This is a genomic window from Sphingobium sp. 15-1 (genome assembly GCF_013375535.1).
GTDB lineage: Bacteria > Pseudomonadota > Alphaproteobacteria > Sphingomonadales > Sphingomonadaceae > Sphingobium > Sphingobium aromaticivastans.
The window spans coordinates 184,705-205,857 of the sequence record NZ_JABXJG010000003.1; the positions used below are offsets into that span (position 1 = coordinate 184,705).

Here is a 21,153-nt window from a genome sequence, read left to right on the forward strand (position 1 = left end):
CGGCCATGAACACCGATCTGCTGACCCCGGCCCCCGCGAAACCACGCGTTCCCATGCCCGACCATGTGCCGTCGGCACTGGTCCGGGACATCGATATTTACGGACTGGACGGTATAGAGGAAGGCTTTCACGAGGCATGGAAGCGCGTGCAGCAGCCCGGCACGCCGCCGCTGGTCTGGACGCCGCTGACCGGTGGCCATTGGGTCGCGACGCGCGGTGTAGTGATCGACGAGGTCTATCGCAGCCCCGACCGCTTCTCCAGCCGCGTCATCTGGGTGCCGCGTGAGGCGGGCGAGGCCTATGAGATGGTCCCGACCAAGATGGACCCGCCCGAGCATACGCCCTATCGCAAGGCGATCGACAAGGGGCTGAACCTGGCCCAGATTCGCAAGCTGGAGGCGGATGTGCGCGCCGTCGCGGTCGACCTGATCGAAGGGTTCGCAGACAAGGGCGAGTGCGATTTCGCGCGGGATTATGCCGGGGTCTTTCCGGTCAAGGTGTTCCTGGCGCTTGCTGGCCTGCCGATGGACGATGCACCGATGCTGAACGCCCTGGCCAAGGAGATGACGCGTCCTTCGGGCAACACGCCCGAGGAGCAGGGCCGGTCGCTGGAGGCCGCGAACAAGGGCTTTTTCGCCTATGTCGCGCCGATCATCGAGGAACGGCGCGGCGGCACCGGGACCGACCTCATCACCATGATGGTGAATAGCGAGATCAACGGCCAGCCGATGCCGGAGGACAAGATGCTGGGTCTTGTCTCGCTGCTGCTGCTGGGCGGTCTCGACACGGTGGTCAATCTCCTCAGCTTCATGATGATCTATCTGGCTCGCCATCCCGAGACGGTGGAGGAATTGCGGTCCGACCCGATGAAGCTGCAACGCGGCGTCGAGGAGATGTTCCGCCGTTTCGCCGTCGTTTCCGACGCGCGCTATGTCGTGTCCGACATGGAATTTCACGGAACCCGATTGAAGGCCGGCGACCTGATCCTGCTGCCCACTGCGCTGCACGGGCTGGATGACAGCGAGCATGCCGATCCGATGAAGGTCGACCTGTCGCGCCGCAACGTCGGCGCGCATTCCACCTTCGCCCAGGGACCGCATCGCTGCGCCGGCATGCATCTGGCCCGGATGGAGGTGATCGTGACCTTGCAGGAATGGCTGGCCCGGGTTCCAAGCTTCTCGATGAAGGATGGAGCGAATCCGACCTATCATGCAGGGATTGTCGCTGCTGTCGAAAACATCCCTCTCGTCTGGAAAGTCTGATTCTCCATGACCGTCACGATCGACCCGCACGACTTTCGTCGCATATTGGGCCACTATCCGACCGGCGTCTGCGCTATCACCGCGGTTCAGCCGGACGGCGTTCCCGCCGCCATGATCGTCGGCTCCTTCACCTCGGTATCGCTCGATCCGCCGCTGGTCGCCTTCTTTCCTGACAAGGGATCGTCGAGCTGGCCCAAGATCGAAGCGGCGGGGGGCTTCTGCGTCAATGTGCTGGGGGACGGGCAGGAGGGACTCTGCCGTATCCTTGCGTCCAAGGACCCGAACAAGTTCGAGGGCGTGCCGCATCACCTCTCGGTGCTCGGATCACCGGTGCTGGACGGCGCGCTCGCCTGGATCGATTGCACCATCCAGGCCGTGCATGAAGCGGGCGACCATTATATCGTGCTCGGCGCGGTCCATTCACTCGACGCCCACCATCCCGGCGCACCCTTGTTGTTCCACAAGGGCGCCTATGGCCGGGTCATGCCGCTTTGAGCGGATCTGCGAGCAGGGACTGACGCAAAATATGGCGAATTTGATTATAGTCGACCGCCTCGGTCGCGAACATGCGCTTGAGGTTCAGGGAGGGCTCTCGGTTATGGAGGCCATCCGCGACCACGGGTTGGACGAGCTGCTTGCCCTTTGCGGGGGATGCTGTTCGTGCGCGACCTGTCATGTCTATGTCGCGGAGGAACATGCCGATCTCTTTCCGCCGCTGACGGAAGATGAAAACGACCTGCTGGACAGTTCGGATCACCGCACGCCGGCAAGCCGGCTGTCGTGCCAGCTCGTCGTCGATGGCTCGGCTCAAAATATCAGGATCGCCATCGCGCCAGAAGATTGAAGGATAGGGCGGAGCTTGCGCGCCGCCCTTTCACTTCATGCTTGCGAGGCTGAGTCCCGCAGCGGAACGCGTCCCACAACCGTCAGTCCGAATCCCTCCAGTGCCGCCAGTTTTGCCTTGCTGGATGTCAGCAGGGTCATCTGACACACGCCCAGATCAAGCAAGATTTGGGCGCCAATCCCATAATCCCGCGTTGCGTTGGTATCATGATAGGTCTTGCGGCCCCCCTCGATCCGCTTGGAGATGGAATCGGGGCTTGGGTCGCGAACGAAGACCGCTACGGCCTGTCCTTCATGGGCGGCGATGGTCTGGAGCGCCTGGGGTACATATTCCGGATGGGCTTGCGACCAGCCCAGCAGGTCAGCCGTCAGGTCCACCTGATGCACGCGGACCAAAGTCTCGCGATCGGATCGTATTTCTCCCTTTACCAGCGCGACATGTTCCCCGCCGTCGATCTGGTTGCGATAGACATGGATGGTGAGGTTGCCGCCGTAGAAACTGTGGAACGGAGCGCTGGCGACGCATTGCACCAGCTTTTCCGACCGGCGGCGATAGGCGATGAGGTCTGCGATGGTGCCGACCTTGAGGCCATGCTCTTTCGCAAAAACCAACAGCTCCGGCAGGCGCGCCATGGTTCCATCGTCGTTCATCACCTCGCAGATGACGCCTGCTGGCGTGAGGCCCGCGAGGCGCGAGATGTCGACCGCCGCCTCCGTGTGGCCAGCCCTGACCAGCACGCCGCCGTCGCGCGCCGTCAGCGGGAAGATATGGCCGGGCGAGACGATGTCGGCGGCGGTCTTGGTGGGATCGACGGCGACGGCGACGGTGTGGGCGCGATCCTGCGCCGAAATGCCGGTGGTCACGCCTTCGCGGGCTTCGATCGATACGGTGAAGGCCGTGCCATGGCCGGACTGGTTGTTGACCGTCATCGGCGGCAGTTTCAGATGCTCCGCCCGCGCCTGCGTCATGGCGAGGCAGATGAGGCCGCGCGCATGTTTCGCCATGAAATTGATTTGGCGCGGCGTCGCGAACTGGGCCGGGATGATGACGTCGCCCTCATTTTCGCGGTCGTCGGCGTCAACCAATATATAGGGGAGTCCGTCGATGGCATCCTGGATGATGTCTTCGATCGATGAGATGCCTTCGGTGCTCATTGCTTTTCTTTCCATTTGCCTGTCGGTTCAGGCTGCGCCCTTCGCCGCAGCGAGCTGTGCCAATGCCATGTCCTTGAGGATATTCTTCTGCACCTTGCCAGTGCCGGTCTTGGGCAGTTCATTGTCGGCAATGAACCATATGTCGCGCGGCAGCTTGTAGCCCGCCACTTGCGGAGCGAGCCAGGCGAGCAGTTCTTCGGCGGTGAAGGACTGGCCGTCGGCCAGCACGATCCACGCACAACCGCATTCGCCCCATCGGTCATCGGGCATGCCGATGAAAAAGGCCTGTGCGATGGCTGGATGGGCAGTGACGAGTTGCTCCAGCTCCTTGGGGGAAACCAGTTCGCCCTTGCTCTTGTAGAGTTCCTTCGACCGCCCGGTGAGGAACAGATTGCCGTCGGGCCTGAATTGTCCAAGGTCGCCCGTGCGAATCCAGCCACCCGGAAGGAACAGCTTCGCGCTTTCCTCCGGACGGCGGAAATAGCCGAGGCTGTTCATCGGCCCGCGGGTGCAGAGTTCGCCCGCCGCGCCGTGCGGCAGATCCTCCCCGGTTTCCGGGTCGATCGTCTTGAACTCGCAAATCCTGCCGCCCAGCGCGGGGATTCCGGCAATACCGGCCTCGACGATGCAGCCCTGCGTTTCCGCGACGATCTCGATCGGATCGCCCGGCTTTGTGCACACGATGGTCGCGGTCACTTCGGTCTGGCCGTAGCTGGTGAAAATCTCCTCGCAGCCGAAGACCCGCTGTATCTCGCGCCAGACCCAGCTCGGCGTCGGCGCTGCGGCGCTGTGCACGGCGGTCAGGGAGGACAGATCGTAACTTTGCGTCTTCGCCTGCTCCATCATGGCGATCGTCATGGTCGGAACGCCCATGAGGTAAGTCGCGCTGTGGCGCTCGGTCGCGCTCAGCAGGGCGTGCGGATCGAAGCGGAGCAGGGGGATGATGGCGCCGCCCACGATCATCCCCGACAGCAGGCCCACGACAAGGCCGAAGGAATGATAGAGCGGCAGCGAGAAGACCGCGCGCCGACCGTCCTTGAACGCCTGATGATAGGCGCCGGCATAAGCGGCCCGCAGCAGATTGTCATGGGTCTGCATCACCCCCTTGGGCGATCCGGTCGTGCCGGAGGTGAACATGATGACGGCCGGATCATGGGCTTCGGCGCCCTGTTCGGGCAGTTCCCCGGCCGGTAGCGCATCGAAAAAATGCTGGGGCGCGTTGATGTCGTACACCAAGCCCCGGCGCAATTCCGGCAGGGGGGCATAGTCGCCGGTCCGCCATCCCGGCATGCGCTCGTCCAGTTCCCGATCGAAGCGGCGGGAACCGAAGCCGGCCATGCTGACGAGCAGCGCGCATCCGGCTTCGCGGATGACATATTCCAGCTCCTTGGGGCCGTAGAGCGTGTTGATCGCCACGGCCACGGCCCCGGTGCGCCAGATCGCGAAGAGCAGGGACACAGTGACGGGATAATTGGCCATCATCAGGCCCACCCGTTCGCCGCGCTGGATGCCGAGGGCCACGAGGCCCGCCGCGATCTGCCGGGATTGCGCCTCCACCGTGGCATAATCGAGCGTTTCGCCATCGGTGATGACGAGCGGGCGCGTGCCATAATCTTCGGCGGCGCGTCTGAGATAAGCGTCCAGCGTCATCTCCTGCCAGACAGGATGCCGGTCTGCCATGGCCTGGCGCCGCGCTGCGATGGACTCACTCACAGGTCGAAATCTCCTCTGCCTAATTTCTGTTATGATGCAAATTTACGCCATGTTCGTCAAGGGCGACAGTTTTTCGCTGTCGTTTCCTGTCTCTGCCTTCGATTTTTAAGGGAAAGAGAAATATCATTTAAATAACAGAAATATATGGATAAAATTATGGCAGAAAACCGAGTTTCGAGCTTTTTCAATGGCTGAAAATGGCCGCGTGGGCAGCTTTGCCGTGCGAAGGGGCTTGCCAAATCAACCTAATTGTAATTAGTTTAATTCCAAGAGATGCGATTTGGAGGCGAATATGGAAGTGGGATTGGGGCTGACGTTCCAGAATCTGAACGACAAGGTCAGCGATATCGACGTGTTCCGTCACGAACTCTCGCTGGCGGCGCGCGCCGAAGATCAGGGCTTCGATTCCGTCTGGACGCCGGAGCATCATTTCACCGGCTATATGATGACGCCCAACGTGCCCCAGTTCCTGTCCTGGGTGGCGGGCCAGACCAAGCGGATCAAGCTCGGCACGACCGTCACCGTGCTGCCGTGGCAGAACCCGGTTCGCATCGCGGAAAGCTTCCTCCTGCTCGACCAGTTCTCCGAAGGGCGCGCGATCCTGGGTATCGGCCGGGGTCTGGGCAAGGAGGAGTTTGACGGCTTCGGCGTGCCCATGGGCGAGGCGCGCAAGCGTTTCCGCGAATATGCCGAGGCGTTGCTGGAAGCGCTGGAAACCGGCGTCATGGAATATGACGGCGACTATCTGAAGCAGCCCCGCGTCGAGCTGCGCCCGCGCCCCTATGCCAGCTATCGGGGTCGTGTGTTCGCCTCCGCCGTGTCGCCGGAATCGGTCAAGCTGATGGCCAATCTGGACGTCGGGTTGATGATCATCGCGCAGAAGCCCTGGGACCGGGTCCAGGAGGATATCACCAGCTATCGCGAGCGTTTTTTCGCGATGCAGGGGCGTCCTGCACCCAAGCCGGTGGTCGTCGCTTTCGTCGCCGTCAATGAGGATGCGGCGAAGGCGCAGGAAATGCGCGACAAATATCTGCTTGAATATGCCCGCTCGACTTCCTCCTTCTATCAGTTCGGCAACAAGGAATTCGCCTCGATCGAAGGCTATGAATATTATGGCGCGCTGGCGGCCAGCGTGGAGAAGAACGGCATCGAGAAATTCAACAACTTCCTCGCCGATCTCCAGATATGGGGCCGCCCGGAAGAGGTGCTGGAGAAGCTGAAGGCGATGGTCGATCGCTTCGACGTGGGCAGCTTCATCATCTATACCCAGTTCGGCGACATGCCCTTTGAGGTGGGCCGGGAGAATTACGAGCTTTTCGCGCGCAAGGTTCTGCCCCATCTCAAGGACATCGATGTGTCCGCGCCGGTCGCTCCGGTCGGCGTGCAGACTTTGGCGTGATGCGGCGGCCGATCAGGATCGGCGCCTTTTGAGAGGATGAGGACAGGATGAGCGAGCCATTGCTCCTGTACGATGTGCGTGACGGCACCGCGTGGATCACGCTGAACCGGCCAGAAAAGCGCAACGCGCTAAGTGAGGAGTTGCAGGAGCAGCTGAATGCGATGCTGTGGGACGCCGATGAGGATGTTCGCGTCCATGCGGTGGTCCTCAAGGCGGCGGGTCCGGATTTCTGTTCGGGTTATGACCTTCAGAAATATGACCAGCCGATCCCCGGACAGGTGGATCACCGGCGCGGCCGGGCGAAGTTCGACGATGACAGTTGGCATCAGGAACGCGCCCAGCGGCTGCGCATGGCGCTGTTCGACATGCACAAGCCGGTGATCGCGCAGGTCCATGGCCGTTGTCTGGCGGGAGGGACCGATCTGGCCCTGCTCTGCGACATGGTGATCTGCGCGGACGATGCGATCTTTGGCTTTCCGCCCGCGCGGTCGCAGGGGTCGCTGCCGAGTCATATGTGGCTCTATCTGGCCGGGCCGCAATGGGCGAAGCGGCTGCTGCTGACCGGGGATTCCATTCGGGGCGAGGATGCGGCCCGGATCGGCCTGGCGCTCAAGGCCGTTCCCGCCGACCAGTTGGAGGCGGAGGTCAAAGCGCTCGCGGCACGGCTGGCGCTGATCGACCCCGATCTGCTGAGCGCCAACAAGCGGATCGTCAATATCGGCCTCGAACTGATGGGCGCGCGGACCTTGCAGCGCATGGCGGCGGAAATGGACGCGCGCGGGCATCTGGCGGCCAGCCGGACGCGCTTCAACGAAACCGTGCGGACGCAGGGCCTCAAGGAAGCCGTGCGGCAACGCGACGAACCCTTTGGCGATCCGATCGTAAAGCTCTGATAGAAGGACGGGATGAGGCTATGATGGAAGGCGAAGGCTGGCGCTGCCTGTGGGACGCGAAGGCGATCCTGGGTGAAAGCACCATCTGGGACGATCGGGACGGCTGCATCTATTGGGTCGACATCGAAGCGCCGAGCGTCAACTGGTATCATCTGGAGAGCGGCGAGAAGGGCCGGTGGGACGCGCCAGCCTGGATCAGCGCCATCGCGCCGCGGGCCAGCGGCGGCTTCGTCGCCTCCTGCGCCGACGGTTTCGCCCATGTCGATCCCCGGCGGGGGATTTACCAGCCCTTCATCCATCCCATCCCCAATCCGAAAGTTGCGCGCCTGAATGACGGCGTCACCGATCGCAAGGGGCGCTACTGGTCAGGGTCCTGCGATTCCAGCCAGTGGGATGAAAGCACCACGGCTGAGGACAAGGAAAGCACGCTCGGCAATTTCGAGGTCCGCAGCACCGGCGAACTCTACCGGCTCGATGCCGATGGAACGGTTAGCACGCAGGAACGGAATATCGTCACCGCCAATGGCCCGGCCTTCAGCCCCGATGGCAGGATCGCTTATGTGAACGATTCCATGCCGCTGGTAAGCTGGGCCTATGATGTGGCGGAGGATGGCACCCTGTCCAACCGCCGCGATTTCCTGACGTTCAAGCCCGAGGATGGCTATCCCGACGGCATGGCCGTCGATGTCGAAGGCTGCATCTGGATGGCCTTTTACGAAAGCTGGATGTTGCGTCGCTTTGCGCCGGATGCCACCTTGCTGGAGGAACGGCGCCTGCCGATCCGGCGCGGTCTTCGCCCGGCCTTTGGCGGTACAGATTATAGTCGGCTGTTCCTGATCACCGGCTCGCAGGGCTTCACGCCCGAAATCTTCGCGGAGCAGCCGCTCGCGGGCGGTCTGTTCGAGATTCTCGATCCGCCGGCCGCAGGCGTCCCCAACACGCCTTTCGCCGGATAGGCTCGCCATAGGCGAAAGGGCTGTATTTCGCTGAAATAGCGGTTAAGAGGGCGCATGGCACAAGCAGATAATGGCCGAACGCGCATTCTGGATTCCGCCGCCGCGATCCTGCGGCAAAAGGGGCTGGCCGGCGCCAAGCTGAGCGACATTGCAAAGGGGGCCGGCATGCTGGCCCCCAGCATCTATCATCATTTTCCGTCCAAGGACCATCTGGTCGAGGAAGTGATGATGGAGGGCATCTATCATAACAACCGCCACATCATGGCGCGCGTCGAGGGGCTGGGGTCGGGGGCATCGCCCATGGTGCGGCTGCGCGCGGCCATCGTCGCGCATGTCGACTTCCTGTTGACCGGAGACGATTATTCGTCCGCCGTCTCCCGCGTGTTCGATGACTTGCCCGATGAGATGCGTCAGCGCGTGCTGGCGGCCTATTCCAGCTTCGACAATTATTGGCGCGATTTGATCGTCGCGGCTCAGGCCGACGGTAGCGGCGCCAAGGCTCTGGACGCCACTGTCGTTCGCAAGTTCCTGATTGCGATGCTCGATTCCTGTTCGTCCTGGTATCGACCGGGAAAGCTGGGGCCTGCGCAGATTGCCGAACAGGCGGCCGATCTGCTTCTCTACGGGTTCGCGGTCGAACATCCCTGATCTTTAGTGGTGCGCACGGCGCGTATCACGCTTTCGGACATAAAAAAGGGGTGAGAGATCGATGATCTCCCACCCCTTTTTGCGTTGCGATCCGAAGATCAGGCGACCGCCGCCTCACTCACCGCTTCGCGCGTGCCCGGCAGCTTCACGCGGGGGGCGACTTCCTTGGCGAGCAGTTCGAGCGAATAGAACCAGGGCGACGGATCGTCATAATAGTCATGGGCTTCGACCTGGAGCGTGCCCCAACCGCCACATTGTTCGAACAGGGTGTTGAGTTTGTCGACGACGGTGTCGGGCGAGCCGACGACGAAGACATTGTCGACCAGAAATTCGAGGTCGGCGTCCTTGGGATCGATGCCGGCGTCCTTGGCGAAGCCATCCATCATGCCGAAGCGGTGCCAGATCGGGATCAGATATTTGTTGAAGCAATAACCGATCGGCCCCTCCATCACGAGCCGCTTGGCCTCTGCGTCGGTGTCCGCGCAGAAGACGGTCTGCGAGACGGCATGGCGCTGGCGGTTCGGCGTGAAGCCCGCCTTGATATTGGCTTCGGAATAGATTTCCCAGTGACGCTTGAGCGCGTCGAGGCCGGAGAAGATCGATACCGGCTTGAAGTTGCGCTCACCTGCGAGCTTCATCGATGGCGAATTCTGGCTGAACCCGGTGACGGCGAATTCGGGAAAGGCGCCGTTCCAGGGCGAGAAATCGGCGAGCATATGCTGTTCGTCTTCCTCGGTTTCCGCCGGGGTTTCCTCGGGGAAGCCAGCGTCCCAATATTTGCCCTCGTAGAAAAAGGGCTCGCGCTTCCAGATCTTCTCCATGATGGTGAGGGATTCACGCACCATGTCGTTCAGCATCTGCGGCTCCGCTTCCCTGATGCCGTGCATGTAGGACGCCTGCGGATAGGCGCCGGCGCCGATGCCCATGAAATAGCGGCCTTCCAGAATCTGCGACAGCCAGCCGACCATGATGGCGAGCTTGGCGGGATGCTGGTGGGGCAGGATGTGCGCCATCGGAGCGAATTTGATCTGGCTGGTCTGCAACGCGGCGGCGGCCATGATGAGTTCGGGGTTGGGGATATTCTCCCAGATCTGCGAGGCATGCTCGGAGATCATCATCGAGGTGAAGCCTGCCTTGTCGCAGGCCACGCTGTTCTGAACGCCCCATTCGAAGGTCTGCCGCGCCGTTCGGCCCGGGCGCATATAGGGGTGGAAGATGAGGCCGGTTTCCATCGCCATGAAAGTCTCTCCTTGAGCGTAATCGCAACGAGCCGATGGCTGCCGTCTTTGGGCGGCATATGGGCCAGGGCTGTCTAACGGTGATTAGGGATAATCCAGCGCGGGAATTTAAGTCAAGTGTAATTTCGCGTCTGGGCTAGGGTTTTGGCCCAGCGCGCAGAGGTTGTGAGCGCGGTGCGTCGACATATTGTGCCGAAATACCGCTAAAATTCTTGCAATATGCCCACTTTTCTGCGATCGGTTTCGGCGGTTGGGAAGAGGTGGTTTCTGGAAATATATTTTTCGGCTCGCCTTCAATGCCGGGTATTTCTAAAACAGATGTAATAAGGAATGTGGGTGGCGGGCATGGATAACCAGCTGGAGGATGGGGCGGCGACCGAAAGTCTCGACGGCAAGACCCGCCTCATCCTCGCCGGTGAGCGGCTGTTTGCGAAGGGCGGCATCCATGGTGCCTCGATGCGCGAGATTGCCGCACAGGCCGGGCAGGGCAATCACGCGGCGGTGCAATATCATTTCGGATCGCGTGAGGGTCTGGTGCGCGCCATCTTCGACTTTCGCATGGATCAGATGGAGGACGCGCGCGGCGCCCTGTTGCGCCGGGCAGAAGCAAGCGGGCGGCTGAAGGATGCGCGCACCATATTGGAGATCATCCTGCTGCCGCAGCTCGACCTTCAGGACGCCGATGGCAACCATAGCTATGCCAGCTTCCTCAGCCAGTATCTGCTGCAAAGCCGGTCTCCGGAATTTGGCGATTTCAGCGGATCGGAGCCGCCCCATCTGACCCGCGCGCTCCATCTGCTGCGCGATCGGGTCGATTATCTGCCGCCGCATGTGGCCCAACGGCGGCTCATCAGCATCAGCCTCATGTTCCTCAACATACTGGTCCGCCATCATGGCACGGACGGGGAGATGTTCGGGGAGACGTTCGAGGAAGCGCTGGAGGACACGATGGAGCAGATCGTGGCCGTCATGTGCATGCCGCTGAGGCTTGGGCCGGCACAGGCCTGAAGCCATATCCACAGGAGAGAGAAAATGCGGATCAAGGACTTGCCCGCCGTCGTGACCGGCGGAGCATCGGGATTGGGTGAGGCGACGGCGCGGGCGCTGCGGGGCGCCGGGGCAAGAGTCGCGATCTTCGACGTGAATGTCGAGCGCGGCGAAGCGCTGGCGGCCGAGATTGGCGCCCTGTTTTGCGCCGTCGATGTGACCGACGAGGCATCGGTCGACGCTGCCTTTGCCAAGGCGCGGGATGCGCAGGGGCAGGAGCGCATTCTCGTCAACTGCGCGGGCATCGCGTCGGGCGAAAAGACGGCCAGCCGCGACAGGGAAAGCGGCGCGCCCGTCGCCCATCGCATCGCGGCCTTCATGCGCACTGTGAACATCAATCTGGTGGGAACCTTCGCCTGCATCGCCAAATCGGCGGCGGGCATGCTGACGCTCGATCCGCTGGAGGATGGCGAGCGGGGCGTCATCATCAACACCGCTTCGGTCGCCGCCGAAGATGGGCAGATCGGACAGGCGGCCTATGCCGCCTCGAAGGCCGGGGTGAAGGGCATGACCCTGCCGATCGCCCGCGATCTCATGGGCGACGGTATTCGCTGCAACGTCATCCTGCCGGGGATATTGGGCACCCCGATGCTGGCCGGGCTACCGCAGAATGTACAGGATTCGCTGGCCGCGACGGTGCCCTTTCCCAAGCGTCTGGGAAAGCCGGAGGAATATGCCGAAACAGTGCTGTTCCTGATCGGCAATGGCTACATGAACGGCGCTTCGGTGCGCCTTGACGGCGCGCTGCGCATGGCGCCGCGGTGAAAGGAGAGACTATGGAACCGATTTACATATTGTCAGGTGTTCGTACCGCCATCGGCGATTTCGGCGGCAGCCTGAAGGACATTCCGCCCGCTCGCCTCGGCACACTGGTCATTGCAGAGGCCGTGCGGCGCGCCGGACTGGCGCCCGATGCCGTGCAGCATGTCGTCATGGGCAATGTCATTCTCAGTGAGCCCAAGGACGCCTATCTCGCCCGCGTCGCTGCGGTCGAGGCGGGCGTGCCTGTCGAAGCGCCCGCGCTGACGCTCAATCGGCTGTGCGGATCGGGTGTTCAGGCCATTATTTCCGCCGCGCAGATGATCGCGCTTGGGGAATGCGGCATTGCCGTGGCGGGGGGCGCCGAATCGATGACGCGTTCGCCCTATCATGTGGCTGCGGCGCGCTTTGGGCAGAAAATGGGCGATGCTGTCATGGTCGACGCGCTGACGGCTGTGCTGTCCGACCCGTTCGAAGGCATGCATATGGGCGTGACGGCGGAGAATGTAGCGGCCGACCATCACATCACGCGCGAGATGCAGGATGAACTGGCGGTGCTGAGCCACCAGCGCGCGGCGACCGCGCAGGTGGAAGGTCGCTTCAAGGAGCAGATCCTGCCCGTCGAGATCAGGAGCCGCAAGGGCGTGCAACTGTTCGATACGGACGAGCATGTCCGCGCCGAAGCGAATGTGGAGGATATGGGCAAGCTTCGCGCCGTGTTCCAGAAGGACGGCACGGTGACGGCAGGCAATGCGTCCGGCATCAATGACGGTGCGGCGGCGCTGGTCCTTGCCTCACAGGCGGCGGTCAGGGAAAAGGGGCTGATGCCCAGGGCCAGAATATTGGGTTGGGGCCATGCCGGGGTCCAGCCCGATCGCATGGGCATCGGGCCGGTCAAGGCCGTGCCGATCGCGCTGGAGCGGGCTGGCGTGACGCTCGATCAGGTCGATGTCATCGAATCGAACGAAGCCTTCGCGGCGCAGGCCTGCGCCGTCGCCAATTTGCTGGGCTTCGATCCGGAGAAGGTCAATCCCAACGGGTCCGGCATTGCGCTCGGCCATCCGGTTGGTGCGACGGGCGCGATATTGACGGTCAAGACCCTCTATGAGCTGGAACGGATTGCGGGGCGCTATGGCCTTATCACCATGTGCATCGGCGGCGGGCAGGGGATCGCCTTGGTCATCGAGCGAGTGGACGACTAAGACGGTTTGGAATATTTTCGGACAATAGGTTTAGCAGGTCAATGGCGTGGCGGGAATCCGCCATGCCTGATCTGCCCCAACCGAGTGGACCGATAAGTTTGTTAGTGGATTAAGCCCTTGAAGCGCTTGGGATTGGTGGACCAGGCCCAGCGTTAGTTTCCGGCTTGGCCTGCCCCGCTCGGGGCAGGCCAAATTCCTGATCCGGCAAGATATTCCGCCGGCGTCAGATTGCCAAGAGCCGAGTGAGGACGGCTCTCATTATACAACACGGCGACGCAACGCCCACGGGACCGATATCCGGGAAGTTATCTATCCATGGCACCCCTGGAGGGGTCGGCAGATCCACGTGCATCAAGCCGTGGAACGCGCCGGGGCGATTGTTTTTCGGTGCAACCTCACAGGTACGACGTCCGATCGCTTGCTTGAGATTCCGGCGTGGATGTTTGACCGCGCTGTTTGCACCATGACGTGCCTTGAAGCTGCATCTCGCGTGGATATCGGCGCGCTGAGCGCGCTGTCCAGACTCCTGCAGGTGGCAGCCAAGAAGATTTCGGCTTCATCGGTTTCGAGCGCAGCATTCAGCCCTCACGACTCGTATTCGGGAGGTCTTGATGGCACGCAAGCCGATGACAGTGCAGCTCGATCTGTTCTCCAGCCCCAGCGGTTCCGGGATCGCGCAGCTTCCGCGATGGCAGACCCTGCCGCCGCCGACACGCCAAGCGTTGATGCCGCTGATCGTACGCCTGCTACTCGAGCATATCGACAGCGATCCCGTCGCGGAACCACGGGAGACGTACGATGAACTTTGAGAAGATCGGCCCGCAGCATCTCGAGCGCAAGGCGATCCTGTATGTGCGGCAGTCCTCCCCCATCAGGTGCTTCACAACCGGGAGAGCAGCGCTCTGCAATACGCAATGCGCGATCGCCTGGTCACTCTGGGATGGTCTCGCATCGAGACCGTCGACGAAGATCTTGGCCGATCAGCCGCAGGAGGTGTGACACGCGCCGGTTTCGACCGGATGGTTGCCGAGGTCTGCCTTGGCAAAGTCGGTGCAGTCGCTGCACGGGAAGTTTCGCGCTTCGCCCGCAACAGCCGTGACTGGCAACAGCTTATCGAGATGTGCCGGGTCGTCGACACGGTGTTGATCGACCAAGAGACCGTGTACGCCCCGCGCCAGGGCAATGACCGACTGCTGCTGGGCCTGAAGGGCAGCCTCAAAGAGTATGAACTGGATCTTCTGCGCCAGCGTTCGCTCTCGGCCCGCTACGAGAAGGCTCGACGCGGCGAACTGATCGTTGCGGCCCCGGTCGGCTTCGTGAAGGTCGGCGACCGGATCGAGAAGGATCCTGATCGTCGGGTCCAAGAAGCCATTGCCCTGGTGTTTGACAAGGTCGCCGAGCTCGGCAGTGCACGGCAAGCGCTGCTCTGGTTTATCGAGCATGGGCTGGACCTTCCCGCCAAGCGCAACAACGGCGATGTCGAGTGGCGCAAGCCGAACTACGGTAAGCGCCGACGGAAGCTTTCAATTACCCACAAGTGCGCCCGGCGAGATCGATTCCAAGTTTCATGTCCATCAGGCGGGACCAGCCGCGCCATATGACGGTGTTGCCGGGAGGCGGGTCGCGCTCGCGACTGCACCAATTCCAAATGCGCCGAGCAGAAGGTCGAACACGATTGGTCCTCCTTCGAGCAGGCGCGCCAGAAGCTCATGGGGAAAGCGAGATGGGTAACAAGCCTCTGCCTCGGCATTCGCGAACAGCAGGGTCCAACTAACGCGGAACATCCCTCCAGCCTTGGTTCTGGAGTGATATGAGCTCGTCAAGCTGTTTGCCCCCCATCTACGACGAGTTCCGATCCGCTCATGAACGCCGCCTTGTCGGATGCCAGGAATACCACGGCGTGCGCGATGTCGGCTGGCGATCCGGCGCCGGCCAGTGGTTCACCTGCATTGATCTGGGCAGAGATGCCGAGGTCGCCGCCGTCGCGCTGTGCAACTTCGGATACAAGCTGTCGCCCCATGGCGGTTTCGATCAGGCCGGGATGGACCGAGTTCACCCGGATCCTGCGATCCGCAAGTTCCAACGCAAGACACTTTGTCATCAGGCGCACAGCGCCTTTGGACGCCGCATAAGCGGTAAACCCCGGGCTCCCTCGCAAGCCTCCTATCGAGGACATGTTGACGATCGAGGCACCCCCATCCCAGCGGGTGGCGCCCTCAGACAGCAGCGGCACGGCGTGCTTGCACCCCAAGAAGACGCCTTCCACATTGACGGCTTGCATCTGCCTCCAGTTCCCGAGTGTCATCTCGATGACGGGGCTAATCGCAAAAACGCCCGCATTGTTGACAAGTATGTCGAGCCTTCCGGCCTCTTCTCGGGCAAAGATCATCACTTCGATCCAGGCGCTTTCCTGCGTCACGTCGAGCGCCCTCGACAGGCCACCGATCTCCGCCGCCAGCGCATCAGGCGCCACGATATCGGTGGCAATAACTCTGGCACCGGCGGCGGCAAGCGCGCGCGCCGTAGCGAACCCGATGCCACGTGCGCTGCCCGTAACGAGAGCCACCCGTCCTTTGAGCTTGGCCATCAGACGTCCTCTTCGCGGGCGAGAACGAAGTTCCAGTCGACCCTCCAAAAAGGTGTGGCGAAGCCAAGCTGTTCGGCTTCTACTGGATCGTCGACTTGGCGGAAATCGGCGATGAGTGAGTCCTTGACGCCGAACACAGTATCTTCCGCCAGGTACTGGCAGTCAGGCGTGAATATGTGGGTGACGACCGTGTCGTAGCCGGGCGCCTTCACGATGAAGTGGAGGTGGGCGGCACGGTTGGGATGGCGGCCAAGCGAAGCCAGGAGTTTGCCAACCGTGCCATCGTCAGGGATGGGGTAGTAGCGGGGCTTCACCGTTCGGAACCAATATTCGCCGTTGCTGTCCGTGGTGAAGACGCCACGGAGATTGTGGTCCGGCTGGATCCCCCGTTGCTGCACATCGTAGAAACCGTCGTCGTTCGTCGCCCAGACATCGACGATCGCGCCAGCGACCGGACTGCCCTCATTATCGGTCACGCATCCGCGAACGACCAGCGGTTCGCCCTTGCCATCGAGACAGATATTCGCGCCGTTCTCGTAACGCGGCGCGCCCGCCACATAGAAAGGCCCGAGCACCGTATTCTCAGTCGAACCTTCTGGACGATCGTGGTTGAGTGCGTCGACGAGCATCGACACGCCAAGCACGTCTGAGAGAAGAATGAACTCTTGGCGCCAGTCGGAGCACATCTGCCCGGTTTTGGTCAGAAATTCTATGCCAGCCATCCATTCTTCGGAGGTCAGCCCCGCCTCTTTTACGGCCGCGTGGAGATGGTTGACGATGATCGTCATGATCTCGCGGAAGCGTGGGGAGATATCCGGACCCGCGCGGGCGTTCACGACGTCCGCCGATCGCTCGGCGTCAAAAAAGGCGAGGTGGCGTTCCGATCCCATGATCTCGATCATATCTTTGCTCTCCATCCTGTCTTGTCGGTACGTCAGCGGTCTCGCGGCGGACCGCCTGCCCATGCCGCAGCGATACAGGCCCGCACGGCCTCACGTTCGAGCGGGCGGGGGTTCCAGTAAGCATTGGACAGCGCCAGGTCGGTCGCCCGGTCGATCCCATTCTCCGGCATACCGAGGTCTTTCAGCGCGCGAGGTGCGCCAAGGGCGCCGCCAAGATCGTAGAGAGCTCGGGCTGGATCGTGATCGTCAAACACGCGCGCGAGTGCGGCTATCGCGCTTGGCACCGCCGGCGCATTGTACCGCAGCGCGTGAGGCAGAACGATCGTGTGCGTCTCCGCATGCGGAAGGTTGAATGTGCCGGCCAAGGTATGGCACAGCTTGTGGTGGAGCGACATGCCGACCGATCCCAGGCAAGTCCCGCATAGCCAAGCGCCGTATTGCGCAGCGGATCTGGCCTCCAAAATGCCGGGGTCTTCGAAGATCTGCGGCAGGCTGTGGATGAGGGCCCTCACTCCCTCCTCCGCCATCATGTCGATTATCGGGTTGCCGTCCTTGGCATAGAGCGCCTCGACAGCATGAGCGATAGCGTTGAACCCGCTCGTAATCGACAATCCGACGGGCAAGCCGAGGGTCAGGTCGACATCGTAAATCACGACTTCGGGCAGAACTTTGTGCGTTGTTTGCGTGGTCTTCAACCCATCCCTGGTCTCGCCGATGATGGGTGTAACTTCCGATCCCGCATAGGTCGTCGGAATGACCATCTGTGGCATGTCGCTGCGCAATGCTATCGCCTTGCCTAAGCCGATGGTCGAACCGCCGCCGATCGAGACGATGCCGTCGATGTTCTTGACGGCCACAACCCCCATCGCTTCTTCGGTCACGGCGACCGGGGTGTGCATCACCGCGTCGGCAAACACATCGGCGCACAGCCCGCCGAGCAAGTCTGCGGCACGCTCCGCAGATCGCCTCTGCCCGGGTGTCGAGAGCACCAGAACGCGTTTCATGCCAAGGCGCTGCGCTTCATCCTGAACACGACCAAACGAGCCGGGGCCGAAGATCACGCGGGCAGGTTGTGCAGTGTAAACGAACTCACGCATTGCCTGCGTCTCCATGCATGATCTGATGGCATCTGGCCAATAACTCGGCATCATGTTCGTCCGTCCTGCCGATGACACCCCAAGATGGAGCCATTTGCCGCGACTTCGGGCGAAATGCTTTGACAGGCCTAAGCTTCGCAAGCGACACGAGTAGCGAGTAATCTTCGAGATGGTGCAGGGGCACGTCGTCGGCTGAGGCAGCGAGAGCGGTCACGGGCTGAGCCCAACAAGCGCAAGCCTCAGCTCATCTTGCTCGGCGTCCGATTTTTGGCGGACAGCCTCAAGTATTCCCACCGCATCGTCTCCTATCGGAGCCAAACTGGCCGGAGGGTCTTCCTCGGCAGCTTTGACAACTGCGCGCGCGGCGCTGAGAGAGTCAAGGCCGTTCCCTTGCATACTATTGAGAACACGTGTGAAAGTGGCGAATTCGTCGCCATACAAAGCACGTTCTGCAGCGCTCATGCCGTCGGCCACATGCGCGAGCGCCGCTGCGGTCTTGGCCGGGCCTCCAGTCTGCATATTACCGGCCGGCACGAGCACGACATCGATACCGAACTTTTTCAACTCGGCCCGATAGACCATGGCGAACACATCCATTGCCGCCTTCGACGCGCCGGACGGCCCATTGAAAGGCAAAGGCAGTCGCGCCGACCAGGTGCTGATGTGCATGATACGGCCGCGCGCATTTCGCAGCGCTGGCAGGAAGCCATTGATAACAGATAGTGGACCGAACGTGTTCACTTCGAATTCGTGCCGGATAGCATCGAGCGGCACAACTTCCAGCGGTCCCGGCGTCAGGATTCCGGCGTTGCTGACAAGAAGATCAAGGCCATGATCGCCCAGCGCCTGAGATACACTCGAAGTCCAGCTCTTTACAGCCTGCTCATCAGTGATGTCACAAACCGTCAGGATTATATGCCCGTTCGATTGCTCTGTCAGCGCCGCACAAGTGGACTCGGACATCGCGGTGCCGAAGACGGTGTAACCCTTGGCTGCTAGTTCGAGTGCAATATCACGCCCGAGGCCTTCCGCCGCGCCCGTGATTGCCGCCGAGCGTGAATGATGGGACGATGGAGCGATCATATCGAGTTTCCCTTAGACGGACGCTTCTCTGCATGTTCCTTCGGTAGCCTCGAGGGCACGACCGCCTGCCAACAGGTCCCTGGTCGCGCATCGCAAGTCCCGCTCGTTTCCGATCCGCATAATAAAGCATCACGTGTGGTCGTTCGGCTATTATTCTCATCCAAGGCTAGAGTGGCCGTAGCCGCGCGAAATCGCCGTCGATCCAACCCAATGGGTCTGCGGGCCGATCGCTGCCCCGAACATCGAACACCTCTGTTATGAATATTTCATGTGTCCCGAACATCACTGTCGTGCGGGTCCGACAGAAGATATTGCTGCATGAAGACAGCAAATATGGTATACCCTCACTATCCGACCAGAGCGTTCCGGAGAACCTCTGATCCCTTTGAAGAGGATCAGTGAATAATTTAACGAGCTCGGCCTGTTCGATCGACAGAAGATTGATGCAAAGCTTTCCAGCCCGCGCTATGAATTGGTGAGCGCTGGCGCTGCGATTGATCGAGATCAGCATTGATGGTGGATCCATCGCAACGGGAATGACGGCTGATGCTATCAACCCCGCAGAGAGCCCCGTGCCTGGATCGCGTGTGCTGATCAGTGCGACGGCGCTTGGCATTCGTCGCATGGCGCTTTTGAGGCAATCGGCCATTTGCAACGTGCCCGCGGGCATGGTGGCGTCGCTATCACATGCGACATCAGGTGCTTGGCGTATCATCGTGTGACTGGCTCGTCACGGTTGTTTTCGACATGAACACGGATGGCTCCCATACTATCTACCCAACCCTTTCCGCTGGCATAATCCTTCATTCCTTGGAACAAGTTCAGCCATTCAGTGGCGTCGGCACATGGCTGCGCCAGGAACCACGACTCCCTAACCCACACATGGTCGCCTTCGACCCGGCCAAGCTGATCTTCAACCGTGCTATTTGGCAGGGGCGCCCCCGCGACCAGCTTCATCTCTCTGAAGTTGTTCGGATCGACCAGTTCGAACCGCTCGTCGGCCAACATTATAATCACTCTACCGATCCTTTCGATACATGGACGGCGGCAACTTCTATCCCACGCTGCTATCCGCAACCGGCGCATTGGATCACCGGATCTCACTCTACCTGCCTCTGCCTAGACCAGTATGGCGCGGCACGCTCCGAATCTCAGTGCAGGATCATTTCGATTTTCGAAAACCCTCGAAGCCCCAAGTTATTGCTACGATCGACGGACACCAGTTCGAGACGGTCGATTTGCTTCACGAGCTCTTCAAGGACGGTCGCGAGTTCCAGCATCGCAAGATTACCGCCGGCGCAGCGGTGAATGCCTGCGCCAAATGCCAAGTGGTCCCGCGCGTCGCGCTGAATATCGAAAAGATCGGGATTTTCGTACCGTCGTTCATCCCGATTAGCCGCTCCGAGTAGCACCATCAGCCGCGCGCCCTCGGGAATGGCGATGCCGCTGACTTCCACATCTCGCGTTGCTTGCCTTACAAATCCCAGCACAGGCGACTCGAGACGCAATGCTTCATTGATGCAGCGCGGCACAAGGGCAGGCTGCGATTTCAGCAGCGACCACTGGTCAGGATTACTTGCGAGCAACCAGATGAGGTTTCCCATACCGTAAATGGTCGTGTCGAGCGAGGGCATGACATAGGCTTGGACGACGGATGAGTAGTCATCGGGGCTAATCTCGCCCCTTTCTACCTCAGACCATAGAGCGGCTGCCCAGCTTCCCGGCCTTAACTTGCTCGGCAGTGACGGATCGGTCAGATATTTCACCATCCCTTGGATAACCGAAAATGCGGCATCTGCTTGGGGGTGTCCCACGGGCGCTACTGTGTTGAAGGAGGCGGCAGCCCAGTCGAGCATGCTTTCGCGGCCCTCTTCGGGAAGGCCGACCAGCTCCGATACCACACTTACCGGCAGCAAGGTCGTCAGGTGGCGAACTGCGTCTACTGGCCCCTTGCCCTTTAGCTGCGAAATCCGCTCGCGCGTAAGTTCGGTAAGCCGCCCTCTCAGGCCACTCAGTTGCGTTGGCGCCAGGGGCCGCATGACGACCTTGCGCATTTTGGTATGAACTGGCGGATCACTCTGAAGCAACGACCCCTTCATCACGTCATTCGTGATGCTGTTCATGGTAACACCACTTGCGGAACTGAAGTCCGCCCAGTTCTCCAAGACTGATTTCGCCTCGGCATGCCGCGCCACGCAGAACACGCCATGGCGCGTCAGGGCGCAGAGTGGGCCGCTGTCCCGGATCTCTTGGTAAATTGGAAACGGGTCCGCTCGTATAGCGTCATCGAATATGTCGTAATCGACCGGCGTAACGCCTAGGGGGTTTCCGGCCGATAAGGTATCGAGGTCGGTCATTGGAATTTCTCC

Annotated in this window: 23 protein-coding genes; 13 read left to right on the forward strand and 10 right to left on the reverse strand. The window is 61.3% G+C overall.

Annotated features, from left to right (window positions below):
• Nucleotides 1-5: 5 nt before the first annotated feature.
• Genes HUK72_RS23875 through HUK72_RS23885 form a run of 3 tightly spaced genes read left to right on the forward strand, consistent with a single transcriptional unit; the run spans nt 6 to nt 2,106 of the window.
• Nucleotides 6-1,262, forward strand: coding sequence for a cytochrome P450 (locus HUK72_RS23875; protein WP_176599049.1), 1,257 nt, complete (start codon nt 6-8; stop codon nt 1,260-1,262).
• 6 nt (nt 1,263-1,268) lie between these two features.
• Nucleotides 1,269-1,757 carry a flavin reductase family protein gene (locus HUK72_RS23880; RefSeq protein WP_176599050.1) on the forward strand — a complete coding sequence of 163 codons (489 nt, stop codon included), beginning with the start codon at nt 1,269-1,271 and terminating at the stop codon, nt 1,755-1,757.
• Nucleotides 1,758-1,788: 31 nt separating this feature from the next.
• Nucleotides 1,789-2,106, forward strand: a complete 318-nt coding sequence (locus HUK72_RS23885; RefSeq protein ID WP_176599051.1) for a 2Fe-2S iron-sulfur cluster-binding protein — start codon at nt 1,789-1,791, stop codon at nt 2,104-2,106.
• A gap of 35 nt (nt 2,107-2,141) precedes the next feature.
• Here HUK72_RS23885 and ribB read toward each other — a convergent pair whose 3' ends face one another.
• Both ribB and HUK72_RS23895 read right to left on the reverse strand, forming a co-directional pair.
• The gene (ribB, locus tag HUK72_RS23890; protein ID WP_176599052.1) at nt 2,142-3,260 is read right to left on the reverse strand and encodes a 3,4-dihydroxy-2-butanone-4-phosphate synthase; all 1,119 of its coding nucleotides are present in this window, start codon (nt 3,258-3,260) and stop codon (nt 2,142-2,144) included.
• Between the two features lie 27 nt (nt 3,261-3,287).
• Complete coding sequence (locus HUK72_RS23895; protein ID WP_336952949.1) at nt 3,288-4,973, reverse strand: class I adenylate-forming enzyme family protein; 1,686 nt, start codon at nt 4,971-4,973, stop codon at nt 3,288-3,290.
• 292 nt (nt 4,974-5,265) lie between these two features.
• Here HUK72_RS23895 and HUK72_RS23900 point away from each other — a divergent pair, with 292 nt between their 5' ends.
• From HUK72_RS23900 to HUK72_RS23915, 4 genes are read left to right on the forward strand one after another with little or no spacing between them, the layout of a single operon-like run.
• Nucleotides 5,266-6,372, forward strand: a complete 1,107-nt coding sequence (locus HUK72_RS23900; RefSeq protein WP_176599053.1) for an LLM class flavin-dependent oxidoreductase — start codon at nt 5,266-5,268, stop codon at nt 6,370-6,372.
• A 47-nt stretch (nt 6,373-6,419) separates the two neighbouring features.
• Nucleotides 6,420-7,265: a crotonase/enoyl-CoA hydratase family protein gene (locus HUK72_RS23905; RefSeq protein WP_176599054.1), complete on the forward strand. Its 846-nt coding sequence runs from the start codon at nt 6,420-6,422 to the stop codon at nt 7,263-7,265.
• A gap of 20 nt (nt 7,266-7,285) precedes the next feature.
• Nucleotides 7,286-8,221, forward strand: a complete 936-nt coding sequence (locus HUK72_RS23910; RefSeq protein ID WP_176599055.1) for an SMP-30/gluconolactonase/LRE family protein — start codon at nt 7,286-7,288, stop codon at nt 8,219-8,221.
• Between the two features lie 54 nt (nt 8,222-8,275).
• A complete protein-coding gene (locus tag HUK72_RS23915) occupies nt 8,276-8,869 on the forward strand; it encodes a TetR/AcrR family transcriptional regulator (RefSeq protein WP_176599056.1) in 594 nt (197 codons plus the stop codon).
• Between the two features lie 98 nt (nt 8,870-8,967).
• On the opposite strand, the gene HUK72_RS23920 is transcribed toward HUK72_RS23915, so the two are convergent.
• Nucleotides 8,968-10,107, reverse strand: a complete 1,140-nt coding sequence (locus HUK72_RS23920) for an LLM class flavin-dependent oxidoreductase (protein ID WP_066562704.1) — start codon at nt 10,105-10,107, stop codon at nt 8,968-8,970.
• Between the two features lie 345 nt (nt 10,108-10,452).
• Between HUK72_RS23920 and HUK72_RS23925 the strand changes: the two genes are divergently transcribed.
• From HUK72_RS23925 to HUK72_RS23945, 5 genes are all read left to right on the forward strand, one after another.
• Entirely contained in the window at nt 10,453-11,115 is a 663-nt protein-coding gene (locus tag HUK72_RS23925; protein WP_176599057.1) for a TetR/AcrR family transcriptional regulator, read from the forward strand.
• Between the two features lie 24 nt (nt 11,116-11,139).
• The gene (locus tag HUK72_RS23930) at nt 11,140-11,919 is read left to right on the forward strand and encodes an SDR family NAD(P)-dependent oxidoreductase (RefSeq protein ID WP_176599058.1); all 780 of its coding nucleotides are present in this window, start codon (nt 11,140-11,142) and stop codon (nt 11,917-11,919) included.
• A gap of 11 nt (nt 11,920-11,930) precedes the next feature.
• A complete protein-coding gene (gene bktB, locus HUK72_RS23935) occupies nt 11,931-13,115 on the forward strand; it encodes a beta-ketothiolase BktB (protein ID WP_176599059.1) in 1,185 nt (394 codons plus the stop codon).
• A gap of 611 nt (nt 13,116-13,726) precedes the next feature.
• Complete coding sequence (locus HUK72_RS23940; RefSeq protein ID WP_066562783.1) at nt 13,727-13,924, forward strand: hypothetical protein; 198 nt, start codon at nt 13,727-13,729, stop codon at nt 13,922-13,924.
• Between the two features lie 105 nt (nt 13,925-14,029).
• On the forward strand, nt 14,030-14,716 hold the full coding sequence (locus HUK72_RS23945) for a recombinase family protein (protein WP_255325985.1): 687 nt from the start codon (nt 14,030-14,032) through the stop codon (nt 14,714-14,716).
• A gap of 218 nt (nt 14,717-14,934) precedes the next feature.
• On the opposite strand, the gene HUK72_RS23950 is transcribed toward HUK72_RS23945, so the two are convergent.
• The 5 genes from HUK72_RS23950 to HUK72_RS23970 all read right to left on the reverse strand — a co-directional run bounded on the left by HUK72_RS23950 (nt 14,935) and on the right by HUK72_RS23970 (nt 19,382).
• Nucleotides 14,935-15,702 (reverse strand): SDR family NAD(P)-dependent oxidoreductase, encoded by a 768-nt coding sequence (locus HUK72_RS23950; RefSeq protein ID WP_176599060.1) that lies wholly within the window; start codon nt 15,700-15,702, stop codon nt 14,935-14,937.
• Nucleotides 15,702-16,604: an intradiol ring-cleavage dioxygenase gene (locus HUK72_RS23955; protein ID WP_218036267.1), complete on the reverse strand. Its 903-nt coding sequence runs from the start codon at nt 16,602-16,604 to the stop codon at nt 15,702-15,704. Before HUK72_RS23955 ends, HUK72_RS23950 begins: the two co-directional genes overlap by 1 nt.
• A gap of 32 nt (nt 16,605-16,636) precedes the next feature.
• The gene (locus tag HUK72_RS23960; protein WP_176599061.1) at nt 16,637-17,701 is read right to left on the reverse strand and encodes a maleylacetate reductase; all 1,065 of its coding nucleotides are present in this window, start codon (nt 17,699-17,701) and stop codon (nt 16,637-16,639) included.
• Between the two features lie 210 nt (nt 17,702-17,911).
• A complete protein-coding gene (locus HUK72_RS23965; protein ID WP_176599062.1) occupies nt 17,912-18,784 on the reverse strand; it encodes an SDR family NAD(P)-dependent oxidoreductase in 873 nt (290 codons plus the stop codon).
• 166 nt (nt 18,785-18,950) lie between these two features.
• Nucleotides 18,951-19,382, reverse strand: a complete 432-nt coding sequence (locus HUK72_RS23970; RefSeq protein WP_255326045.1) for a flavin reductase family protein — start codon at nt 19,380-19,382, stop codon at nt 18,951-18,953.
• Between HUK72_RS23970 and HUK72_RS27445 the strand changes: the two genes are divergently transcribed.
• Complete coding sequence (locus HUK72_RS27445) at nt 19,279-19,506, forward strand: hypothetical protein (protein WP_255326069.1); 228 nt, start codon at nt 19,279-19,281, stop codon at nt 19,504-19,506. The genes HUK72_RS23970 and HUK72_RS27445 overlap by 104 nt on opposite strands.
• Here HUK72_RS27445 and HUK72_RS23975 read toward each other — a convergent pair.
• Nucleotides 19,496-19,792, reverse strand: a complete 297-nt coding sequence (locus tag HUK72_RS23975; protein ID WP_176599064.1) for a hypothetical protein — start codon at nt 19,790-19,792, stop codon at nt 19,496-19,498. The two genes, HUK72_RS27445 and HUK72_RS23975, sit on opposite strands and share 11 nt — an antisense overlap.
• 143 nt (nt 19,793-19,935) lie before the next feature.
• Nucleotides 19,936-21,141: a cytochrome P450 gene (locus tag HUK72_RS23980; RefSeq protein ID WP_176599065.1), complete on the reverse strand. Its 1,206-nt coding sequence runs from the start codon at nt 21,139-21,141 to the stop codon at nt 19,936-19,938.
• Between the last annotated feature and the right edge of the window lie 12 nt (nt 21,142-21,153).

What these genes read in the sequence shown, in the direction of transcription:
- HUK72_RS23875 (WP_176599049.1), top strand. Translation starts at nt 6, where the DNA reads ATGAACACCGATCTGCTGACCCCGGCCCCCGCGAAACCACGCGTTCCC.
- HUK72_RS23880 (WP_176599050.1), top strand. Translation starts at nt 1,269, where the DNA reads ATGACCGTCACGATCGACCCGCACGACTTTCGTCGCATATTGGGCCAC.
- HUK72_RS23885 (WP_176599051.1), top strand. Translation starts at nt 1,789, where the DNA reads ATGGCGAATTTGATTATAGTCGACCGCCTCGGTCGCGAACATGCGCTT.
- ribB (WP_176599052.1), bottom strand. Translation starts at nt 3,260, where the DNA reads ATGAGCACCGAAGGCATCTCATCGATCGAAGACATCATCCAGGATGCC.
- HUK72_RS23900 (WP_176599053.1), top strand. Translation starts at nt 5,266, where the DNA reads ATGGAAGTGGGATTGGGGCTGACGTTCCAGAATCTGAACGACAAGGTC.
- HUK72_RS23905 (WP_176599054.1), top strand. Translation starts at nt 6,420, where the DNA reads ATGAGCGAGCCATTGCTCCTGTACGATGTGCGTGACGGCACCGCGTGG.
- HUK72_RS23910 (WP_176599055.1), top strand. Translation starts at nt 7,286, where the DNA reads ATGATGGAAGGCGAAGGCTGGCGCTGCCTGTGGGACGCGAAGGCGATC.
- HUK72_RS23915 (WP_176599056.1), top strand. Translation starts at nt 8,276, where the DNA reads ATGGCACAAGCAGATAATGGCCGAACGCGCATTCTGGATTCCGCCGCC.
- HUK72_RS23920 (WP_066562704.1), bottom strand. Translation starts at nt 10,107, where the DNA reads ATGGCGATGGAAACCGGCCTCATCTTCCACCCCTATATGCGCCCGGGC.
- HUK72_RS23925 (WP_176599057.1), top strand. Translation starts at nt 10,453, where the DNA reads ATGGATAACCAGCTGGAGGATGGGGCGGCGACCGAAAGTCTCGACGGC.
- HUK72_RS23930 (WP_176599058.1), top strand. Translation starts at nt 11,140, where the DNA reads ATGCGGATCAAGGACTTGCCCGCCGTCGTGACCGGCGGAGCATCGGGA.
- bktB (WP_176599059.1), top strand. Translation starts at nt 11,931, where the DNA reads ATGGAACCGATTTACATATTGTCAGGTGTTCGTACCGCCATCGGCGAT.
- HUK72_RS23940 (WP_066562783.1), top strand. Translation starts at nt 13,727, where the DNA reads ATGGCACGCAAGCCGATGACAGTGCAGCTCGATCTGTTCTCCAGCCCC.
- HUK72_RS23945 (WP_255325985.1), top strand. Translation starts at nt 14,030, where the DNA reads ATGCGCGATCGCCTGGTCACTCTGGGATGGTCTCGCATCGAGACCGTC.
- HUK72_RS23950 (WP_176599060.1), bottom strand. Translation starts at nt 15,702, where the DNA reads ATGGCCAAGCTCAAAGGACGGGTGGCTCTCGTTACGGGCAGCGCACGT.
- HUK72_RS23955 (WP_218036267.1), bottom strand. Translation starts at nt 16,604, where the DNA reads ATGATCGAGATCATGGGATCGGAACGCCACCTCGCCTTTTTTGACGCC.
- HUK72_RS23960 (WP_176599061.1), bottom strand. Translation starts at nt 17,701, where the DNA reads ATGCGTGAGTTCGTTTACACTGCACAACCTGCCCGCGTGATCTTCGGC.
- HUK72_RS23965 (WP_176599062.1), bottom strand. Translation starts at nt 18,784, where the DNA reads ATGATCGCTCCATCGTCCCATCATTCACGCTCGGCGGCAATCACGGGC.
- HUK72_RS23975 (WP_176599064.1), bottom strand. Translation starts at nt 19,792, where the DNA reads ATGTTGGCCGACGAGCGGTTCGAACTGGTCGATCCGAACAACTTCAGA.
- HUK72_RS23980 (WP_176599065.1), bottom strand. Translation starts at nt 21,141, where the DNA reads ATGACCGACCTCGATACCTTATCGGCCGGAAACCCCCTAGGCGTTACG.